An 8,801-nucleotide genomic window follows, 5' to 3' on the forward strand; every position below is an offset into this window, starting at 1 on the left:
TGACGACGTCCCCGACGACCAGGAGCGCGCCGTTCGGCCCGGTCGTCACGCCTCCTCGGCCCAGGCCGCCGCGATCCGCCCCGCCAGCCGTACGTTGCCGCGCACGGCCGCCAGGTTGGCGCTCAGCGAGGCGCCGTCGGTGTGCTCCACGAGGTAGCCGAGGAGGAACGGGGTGACCGCCTGCCCGGTGACGCCCTCCGCCTCGCACGCGTGCAGCGCGTCGGTGAGCACACGCGCGTGCAACGCGGGATCCAACTGCTCGTCCTCGGGCACCGGATTGGCGACGATCAGTGTCGACTCCGGGGCGTCGAGCGCGTCCTGCGCCCGCATCACGGCCGCCACCTGCTCGGGGGTCTCCAGCGTCCAGTCCACCGGGTACCCGGAGTCGGAGAGGTAGAAGCCGGGGAAGCGGTCCGTGCCGAATCCGGCGACCGCCACACCCAGCGTCTCCAGGCGCTGCAGGGTCGCCGGCACGTCCAGGATCGACTTCACGCCCGCGCACACCACCGTGATCCGGGTGGACGCCAGCAGCCCCAGGTCGGCGGACTCGTCCTGCGTCACCGTCCACTCCCGGTGCACCCCGCCGAGCCCGCCGGTCGCGAACACCCGGATGCCCGCCCGCGCCGCAAGCAGCGCCGTCGCCGACACCGTGGTCGCCCCGCTCGCCCCCGCCGCCACCGCGAGCGGCAGATCACGGTGGCCGAGCTTGCGGATCCCGTCCTCGTTGGCGACCCGCTCCAACTGCTCCTTGTCCAGGCCGACATGGGGCCGCCCGTCCAGCACGGCGATCGTGGCGGGTACCGCGCCCTCCTGCCGCACCGCCGCCTCCAGCTCCAGCGCCACTTGCAGATTGCGCGGGCGCGGCAGCCCGTGCGCGATGATCGTCGACTCCAGGGCCACCACGGGTCGACGCGCGTCGATCGCCTCGCGTACTTCCTCGGACACCACCAGCACCACGCGCCTCCTGTCGTTCGGTCTTCCCTCATCCCTGGCGGGCGGAGTGCCCGGTCAAACCCTCGCGGACTGTGGGGGACACCACCAGCATCCGACATGGAAGACATGGAAAACGGGGGCCACGCGTGCGTGGCCCCCGCTTGCCCGTGCGTCAGACCGGGCTGATGCCTGCCAGTGTCCCGTGCGGATCGAGCACGTACTTGCGGCTGGCGCCCTGGTCGAACTCGGCGTAGCCGCGCGGTGCGTCCTCCAGCGAGATCGGGGTCGCGTTGACCGCCTTCGCGATGTGCACGCGCCCGTGCAGGATCGCCATCATCAGACTCCGGTGGTATGTCATCACCGGGCACTGACCGGTCGTGAACCCGTGGCTCTTGGCCCATCCGAGGCCGAGCCGTACCTTCAGGGTGCCGCTCCTCGCGTCCTCGTCGACCCCGCCGGGGTCAGCGGTGACGTACAACCCGGGGATGCCCAGGGCACCGCCCGCGCGCGTGACGCCCATCAGCGAGTTCAGGACGGTCGCCGGCGCCTCCGGGGCGTTCGGGCCGTGGGCCCGTGCCTCGAAGCCGACCGCGTCGACCGCCGCGTCCACCTCGGGCTCGCCGACGATCTCGGCGATCTGCTCCCCGATGTCGCCGCGCGAGACGTCGACCGTCTCGCAGCCGAAACTCCTTGCCTGGCCCAGGCGTTCGGGGTTGAGGTCGCCGACGATGACGACCGCGGCGCCCAGCAGCTGCGCCGACGCTGCCGCCGCCAGACCGACCGGACCCGCCCCGGCGACGTACACCGTGGACCCGACCCCGGCGCCCGCGGTGACCGCGCCGTGGAAACCGGTCGGGAAGATGTCCGACAGCATGGTCAGATCGAGCAGCTTCTCGCGTGCCTCGTCCCGGTCGGGGAACTTCAGCAGGTTGAAGTCCGCGTACGGGACCATGGCGTACTCGGCCTGACCGCCGACCCAGCCGCCCATGTCGACATAGCCGTAAGCCGCCCCCGGACGGGCCGGGTTGACGTTCAGGCAGATGCCGGTCTTGCGTTCCTTGCAGTTGCGGCACCGCCCGCAGGCGATGTTGAACGGTACGGAGACGATGTCGCCCACGTCGATGAACTCGACGTCCGGACCCCGTTCGACGACCTCTCCGGTGATCTCGTGTCCGAGGACCAGCCCCTCGGGCGCGGTCGTCCGACCGCGCACCATGTGCTGGTCGCTGCCACAGATGTTGCTGGCGAGCACCTTCAGGATCACCCCGTGCCGGACCTTGCGGCCGACGTTGTCCGGTGCGACTCCCGGCCCGTCCTGCAGTTCAAGCGTCGGGTACTCGATGGTCCTGACTTCCACCGCTCCCGGCTTGAGATACGCGACTGCCCTGTTTCCGCTTCCACTCATGCGTGATCGCCGTCCCTTCGGCTCCGATCCCCCGGATGCCAGTGGCTGTGCGCATGGCGGAGTCTGCTACCGGCACGGCCTCCCGGCCACCCTTCGCGGGGCATCGGAAACCGGGCTTTTTCGGGAGCGGGTGACCAACGCCGGCGCGGCCAGGGGTATCAGCAGACAGGCGGCGGTGAGGTTCGGCCAGCGGCGAGAACGCGTACATCCCCGCGATGCCGTCCCCTGCCCGAGCCCTCAGAACAACGGTTCGGGCAGCACTCCCTCCAGCGCCAGCAGCTTCCTCTTCGTCTCCAGGCCGCCGCCGAACCCACCGATACCGCCGTCGCTCTCGACGACCCGGTGGCAGGGCACGACGACCGGCAGCGGATTGGAACCCATCGCCACCCCCACCGCCTGGGCCGCGCGCGGCTGACCGACCCGCCCGGCCAGATCGCCGTACCCGACGACCGAGCCGTACGGGACGCCGGACGCCAGCTCGCGCAGCACCTGGCGGTTGAAGCCGGAGATCAGGGACCAGTCGAGCGGCAGGTCGAAGTCGCGCCGCGCTCCGGCGAAGTAGGCCTCGACCTGACGTATCGCCTCGGTCAGCAAGGGGGAGTCGGGCGCCTCGACCGGTTCGGTGCCCAGCCGCGACGCCAGTCGGTCGAGTGTCTTCTCGCGCACCGCGTCCGTGGCGTGGAACACGACGTTGACCAGGCCGTCCTGTGTCGCGGCCAGCAGCAGCGGACCGATGTCGGTGCCGACGACGGTCCACACGACCTGCTGCTCGTTCTGCCCATGGCTGTCCATGTCGCCCACCGTACGACCCGGCACTGACAATGCCCCGCGAGCGGTCTCAGAACCCGTTCAGCGCGGACCGCACCACGTCCGGTTTGTTGGTGATGAGGCCGTCCACGCCGTACCCGGCGACCTTCCACGCGGTGGGTGCGTCGTCGACGGTCCAGGCGTACACCTCCATCGGAGTGCCGTGCGGGCCCGTGAACCCGTGCACCGCGGAGACGTAACTGGTCGAGATCGAGCCGTACGACGGGTTGATCAGGTCGGCGAAGGCGGCGTACTCGTGCAGGGCCGACACCGAGGGCGTACCGAGGAAGCCGGTCCTGATGCCGGGCTTGAGATCGTGCACGGTCCGGATGCTGTCCGCGCTGAAGCTCTGCACGATCAGCCGGCTGTCGACGTGGGACTGGTCCAGCCATCCTTCGTTGCCCAGGAGCTTGAGGGTCTGCTGCTCGATGCCGGGGTACAGCTCCGGATTCTTGATCTCCAGGAGCAGGCTCTGGTGGTTGTGTTCCACCTCGCGCATGTACTGCGTGAGCGTGGGCACGCGCGTGCCCGTGTAGGCGGCACCGAACCAGCTCCCCGCGTCGAGGCGGGCGATCTCGGCGGCGGTGAAGTCCTTCACCTTCCAGGGGGCCCGATCAGGGAACACCTTCGCCACGTCGGTGGTGCGCTTCAGGCTGTCGTCGTGGATGACGACGAGTTCGCCGTCCTTGGTGCGCTGGACGTCGTTCTCGACCCACTGGAAGCCGAGCCGGGCCGCCTTGTCGATGGACGCCAGGGTGTTCTCGGGGGCGTAGGCGGACGCGCCCCGGTGGGCGACGACCATGGGCCACTGGGTGGCATCGCCCGCCCGGGCAGCGGGGGAGGGGAGCAGAAGGGCGGCGGCCCCCAGGAGCGCGGTGGTCGAGGCGGCAACTGCGCGCAGGTGCATGCGTACTCCTCGCGTCGAGCGATCACATACGGCTCAATAGTGACAGCGGAACGTCACTACCCGTCGGGTACAGGATGGACACAGAATGAATGGAGTTGCCCAAGTCCGCTCACCGGTGCCGCACAACTGGGGCAGGGCCGTGTTTCTTTGCCGGAAAATCGTTCGACCATTCCGGTGGGGGTCATACTCTCTGCGTCGACCCTGACCGTTCCTGCGGTCCTGGGGCCGGGTGGGTTCCAGGAATTCCAGGACGGAACAGGGCGGAAGGGTTACTGCGCATGCGGGGCACGGTCGACGGATTCAGCTACGGACTCGTCACACCGCTGGTGGCCTACCTCATGGCCTGCCTCGGCGGTGCGCTCGGCCTGCGCTGCACCACCAGATCGATGCTCGTGGCCCAGTCCTGGCGCCCCGGCTGGCTCGCCCTCGGATCGGCGGCGATCGGTTCCGGCATATGGACGATGCACTTCATCGCGATGATGGGTTTCTCGGTCCGCCAGACACCGGTCCACTACGACAAACCGATGACCTTCGCGAGCCTCGCCGTCGCCATCGTCATGGTGGGCGTCGGGATCTTCATCGTCGGCTACAGGGGAGCCAAGGGGACGGCGCTGTTCACCGGCGGCACCCTCACCGGCCTGGGCATCGCCTCGATGCACTACCTGGGCATGGCGAGCATGCGGCTCAACGGAAAGCTCGAATACAACACCTTCACGGTCGCCGCCTCCGTCGTCATAGCGGTCGTCGCCGCGATCAGCGCCCTGTGGGCGGCAGGACAGGTCCGCGGGTTCCTGTGGAGCGTGGGCGCGAGCCTCGTCATGGGGCTCGCCGTCACCGGCATGCACTACACCGGCATGGCCGCCCTCACCGTCCACGTCCACGGCACGGCCGCCACCACCGACGGAGTCTCCGCCGCGTCACTGCTCGCGCCCATGATGATCGGCCCCCTCGCCTTCCTCATCCTGGCCGGCGTCGTCGTGATGTTCGACCCGCTGATGGTCATGGGGAAGCCCGCCCGGCTCCCCGTGGAGCACAAGCCAGGCGTCCCGGCCGGCGCAGTCGTCCCGCACCCCCGGCGCACCCCGGTCCGCGCCGACCGCGACCTCGGACACCGCCGCTCTCGCACCCCGCAGAACCGCTGATCCGACCCCGTTGTCAGTGGCGGGTCGTACGGTTGGTTCCATGCGGCCCGTTTCTCACATCGAACGCACGGTGGCGCCTTTCGAGGTCGTCAGTTCCTACCAGCCCAGCGGCGACCAGCCGGCGGCCATCGCCGAGCTGGCCCGGCGTGTCGAGGCAGGTGAGAAGGACGTCGTCCTGCTGGGCGCGACCGGCACCGGCAAGTCCGCCACCACCGCGTGGATGATCGAGAAGCTCCAGCGCCCCACCCTCGTGATGGCGCCGAACAAGACCCTGGCCGCCCAGCTGGCCAACGAGTTCCGCGAGCTCCTGCCGAACAACGCGGTCGAGTACTTCGTCTCGTACTACGACTACTACCAGCCCGAGGCCTACGTCCCGCAGTCGGACACCTACATCGAGAAGGACTCCTCGGTCAACGAGGAGGTCGAGCGCCTGCGCCACTCCGCGACCAACTCGCTGCTCACCCGCCGCGACGTCATCGTGGTCGCCTCGGTCTCCTGCATCTACGGCCTCGGTACTCCGCAGGAGTACGTGGACCGCATGGTCCCCCTCAAGGTCGGCGACGAGATCGACCGCGACCAGCTGCTGCGCCGCTTCGTGGACATCCAGTACACGCGCAACGACGTGGCCTTCAGCCGGGGCACCTTCCGCGTCCGCGGCGACACCATCGAGATCTTCCCGGTCTACGAGGAACTGGCCGTCCGCATCGAGATGTTCGGCGACGAGATCGAGGCCCTCTCCACCCTCCACCCGCTCACCGGCGAGATCATCAGCGAGGACGAGCACCTCTACGTCTTCCCGGCCTCCCACTACATCGCGGGCCCCGAGCGCATGGAGCGGGCCGTCAACGACATCGAGAAGGAACTCGGCGAGCGGCTGGCCGAGATGGAGAAGCAGGGCAAGCTCCTGGAGGCCCAGCGCCTGCGGATGCGCACGACGTACGACCTGGAGATGCTCCGCCAGATCGGCTCCTGCTCCGGCGTGGAGAACTACTCGATGCACTTCGACGGCCGCGAGCCCGGCTCCGCGCCGAACACCCTGATCGACTACTTCCCCGAAGACTTCCTGCTAGTCATCGACGAGTCGCACAACACGGTCCCGCAGATCGGCGCGATGTACGAGGGCGACGCCTCCCGCAAGCGCACCCTCGTAGACCACGGCTTCCGACTGCCCTCCGCCCTGGACAACCGCCCCCTGAAGTGGGAGGAGTTCCAGAAGCGCATCGGACAGACGGTCTACCTGTCGGCGACCCCCGGCAAGTACGAGCTGTCGCGCGCGGACGGCGCCGTCGAGCAGATCATCCGCCCCACCGGCCTCATCGACCCCGAGGTCGTCGTCAAGCCCACCGAGGGCCAGATCGACGACCTGGTGCACGAGATCCGCAAGCGCACGGAGAAGGACGAGCGCGTCCTGGTCACCACCCTCACCAAGAAGATGGCCGAGGACCTCACCGACTACTTCCTCGAACTCGGCATCCAGGTCCGGTACCTGCACAGCGACGTCGACACCCTGCGCCGCATCGAGCTGCTGCGCGAGCTGCGCTCCGGCGAGTTCGACGTCCTGGTGGGCATCAACCTCCTCCGCGAGGGCCTCGACCTGCCCGAGGTGTCCCTGGTGGCCATCCTGGACGCCGACAAGGAGGGCTTCCTGCGCTCCGGCACCTCCCTGATCCAGACCATCGGCCGCGCGGCGCGCAATGTCTCAGGCCAGGTCCACATGTACGCCGACCGGATCACCCCGGCGATGGAGAAGGCCATCGAGGAGACCAACCGCCGCCGGGAGAAGCAGGTCGCGTACAACACGGAGCGCGGTATCGACCCCCAGCCGCTCCGCAAGAAGATCAACGACATCGTCGCGCAGATCGCCCGCGAGGACGTCGACACGGAGCAGCTGCTCGGCTCGGGCTACCGCAAGGCCAAGGACGGCAAGGGCGCCAAGGCCCCGGTGCCCTCACTCGGCGGCAAGGCAGCGAAGTCGGCCAAGGGGAAGGCCAAGGACGGGGTGCCGACCGACCGTCCCGCGGCCGAACTCGCCGAGCAGATCGAGGAGATGACGGCACGCATGCGTGCCGCCGCCGCGGACCTGCAGTTCGAGGTCGCGGCCCGGCTGCGCGACGAGGTCCACGAGATGAAGAAGGAGCTGCGGCAGATGAAGGAGGGCGGCCTGGCCTGACCGCCTGGATGGATCACCGGACCTCGGGGTATGCGCTCTGTGTTGCAAGACCGACACAAAGCAGGAACCGGGGTTCGGCACTGTCAGTGCCGCTGCGTAGGGTTCTGGGCATCCGCGGATTCCGCGACAACAGGGGACAGTTCGAGAGGGGAACAGCCGTGACGGTCAACATGACCAAGGGTCAGGCCATCAGTCTGCAGAAGAACGACGGGGCCAGCCTGACCGCGGTGCGCATGGGGCTCGGCTGGCAGGCGGCTCCCCGGCGCGGCCTGTTCGGCTCGCGCACCCGGGAGATCGACCTCGACGCGTCCGCCGTGCTCTTCGCGGACAAGCAGCCCGTCGACGTCGTGTTCTTCCGCCACCTGGTCAGCGACGACGGCTCCGTGCGCCACACCGGTGACAACCTCGTCGGCGGTGTCGGCCAGGGCGGGGACGACGAGGCCATCCTCGTCGACCTCGCGCGCGTGCCGGTCCACATCGACCAGATCGTCTTCACCGTGAACTCCTTCACGGGCCAGACCTTCCAGGAAGTACAGAACGCGTTCTGCCGCCTGGTCGACGAGACCAACGGCCAGGAACTGGCCCGCTACACACTCGCGGGCGGCGGCCAGTACACGGCCCAGATCATGGCGAAGGTGCACCGCTCCGGCTCCGGCTGGACACTGACGGCCCTCGGCACACCGACCAACGGCCGCACCTTCCAGGACCTGATGCCGGCGATCCTGCCGCACCTGTAGGGCGGCCCGGCGCACACGAGACGACACGGCTGAGCAGGGGGACGAGAGCGATGGCGGCCGAGCTGGTGCGAGGGCAGAACCACCCGCTCCCCCAAGTGCGTCTGGAGATCCGGGTCGCGGCCGGCAAGCCGGTCGTGGCCGCCGCCACGCTCGGCGACGAGCGCGGCAGGATCCACGGCGTGGAGTGGGTGGCCCACCCGGGCACCCCCACCCTGCCCGGCCTGGAGGTCTCCAAGCAGGCCGCCGCCGACCACCGCCTCGCGGTGGACCTGGGCGCCATGCCGGAGGCCGTGCACCGCGTCAGCGTGCTGCTCGCGCTGCCCCTCGGCGCCGACGGCCCCACCCGCTTCGGGGCCGTCGCTGCACCCTTCGTGGCGGTCACCGGCCTCGACGGCACCGAGGTCGCCAGCTACACGATCACCGGCCTGGACGCCGAATCAGCCGTCGTGGCCCTGGAGTTGTACCGCAGACAGGGCGCCTGGAAAGTGCGCGCCGTCGGCCAGGGCTACGCGGGCGGCCTGGCCGAACTCCTCATCGACCAGGGACTGCCCCAGGCCCCCCACCTCGCGGGCACCATCAACGAAGCGGTGGCCCACGGCCTCGCCCGCTCCGTGGCGGCACCACCACCCCGCACCACGGACGCCGACCGCACCCGCCAGACGGCCATGCCGGGAATCGGCCCCGACGGGAGTGGCGCCAC

8 protein-coding genes are annotated in these 8,801 nt (G+C 69.5%); 4 read left to right on the forward strand and 4 right to left on the reverse strand.

Going from position 1 to position 8,801, the window contains the following annotated elements; genetic code table 11:
- Positions 1 to 45: 45 nt before the first annotated feature.
- From R6V09_RS38910 to R6V09_RS38925, 4 genes are all read right to left on the reverse strand, one after another.
- Positions 46 to 957, reverse strand: coding sequence for a pseudouridine-5'-phosphate glycosidase (locus R6V09_RS38910; protein ID WP_317886198.1), 912 nt, complete (start codon positions 955 to 957; stop codon positions 46 to 48).
- A gap of 148 nt (positions 958 to 1,105) precedes the next feature.
- Entirely contained in the window at positions 1,106 to 2,338 is a 1,233-nt protein-coding gene (fdhA, locus tag R6V09_RS38915; protein WP_317886199.1) for a formaldehyde dehydrogenase, glutathione-independent, read from the reverse strand.
- Positions 2,339 to 2,575: 237 nt separating this feature from the next.
- Complete coding sequence (locus tag R6V09_RS38920; RefSeq protein ID WP_317886200.1) at positions 2,576 to 3,130, reverse strand: methylated-DNA--[protein]-cysteine S-methyltransferase; 555 nt, start codon at positions 3,128 to 3,130, stop codon at positions 2,576 to 2,578.
- A 46-nt stretch (positions 3,131 to 3,176) separates the two neighbouring features.
- Positions 3,177 to 4,052, reverse strand: coding sequence for a glycerophosphodiester phosphodiesterase (locus R6V09_RS38925; protein ID WP_317886201.1), 876 nt, complete (start codon positions 4,050 to 4,052; stop codon positions 3,177 to 3,179).
- A gap of 278 nt (positions 4,053 to 4,330) precedes the next feature.
- Between R6V09_RS38925 and R6V09_RS38930 the strand changes: the two genes are divergently transcribed.
- From R6V09_RS38930 to R6V09_RS38945, 4 genes are all read left to right on the forward strand, one after another.
- A complete protein-coding gene (locus R6V09_RS38930) occupies positions 4,331 to 5,194 on the forward strand; it encodes an MHYT domain-containing protein (RefSeq protein ID WP_317886202.1) in 864 nt (287 codons plus the stop codon).
- A 40-nt stretch (positions 5,195 to 5,234) separates the two neighbouring features.
- A complete protein-coding gene (gene uvrB, locus R6V09_RS38935; protein WP_317886203.1) occupies positions 5,235 to 7,364 on the forward strand; it encodes an excinuclease ABC subunit UvrB in 2,130 nt (709 codons plus the stop codon).
- 158 nt (positions 7,365 to 7,522) lie between these two features.
- Positions 7,523 to 8,101, forward strand: coding sequence for a TerD family protein (locus R6V09_RS38940; RefSeq protein WP_317886204.1), 579 nt, complete (start codon positions 7,523 to 7,525; stop codon positions 8,099 to 8,101).
- 50 nt (positions 8,102 to 8,151) lie between these two features.
- Positions 8,152 to 8,801, forward strand: a 650-nt coding sequence (locus tag R6V09_RS38945) for a TerD family protein (protein ID WP_317886205.1), incomplete at its 3' end; no start/stop codon positions are given.

The organism is Streptomyces sp. W16, from assembly GCF_033194735.1.
Classification (GTDB): Bacteria; Actinomycetota; Actinomycetes; order Streptomycetales; family Streptomycetaceae; genus Streptomyces.

Bases quoted from the DNA above. Each gene is read 5' to 3' on its own strand.
- fdhA (WP_317886199.1), bottom strand. From the start codon at position 2,338: ATGAGTGGAAGCGGAAACAGGGCAGTCGCGTATCTCAAGCCGGGAGCG.
- R6V09_RS38920 (WP_317886200.1), bottom strand. From the start codon at position 3,130: ATGGACAGCCATGGGCAGAACGAGCAGCAGGTCGTGTGGACCGTCGTC.
- R6V09_RS38925 (WP_317886201.1), bottom strand. From the start codon at position 4,052: ATGCACCTGCGCGCAGTTGCCGCCTCGACCACCGCGCTCCTGGGGGCC.
- R6V09_RS38930 (WP_317886202.1), top strand. From the start codon at position 4,331: ATGCGGGGCACGGTCGACGGATTCAGCTACGGACTCGTCACACCGCTG.
- uvrB (WP_317886203.1), top strand. From the start codon at position 5,235: ATGCGGCCCGTTTCTCACATCGAACGCACGGTGGCGCCTTTCGAGGTC.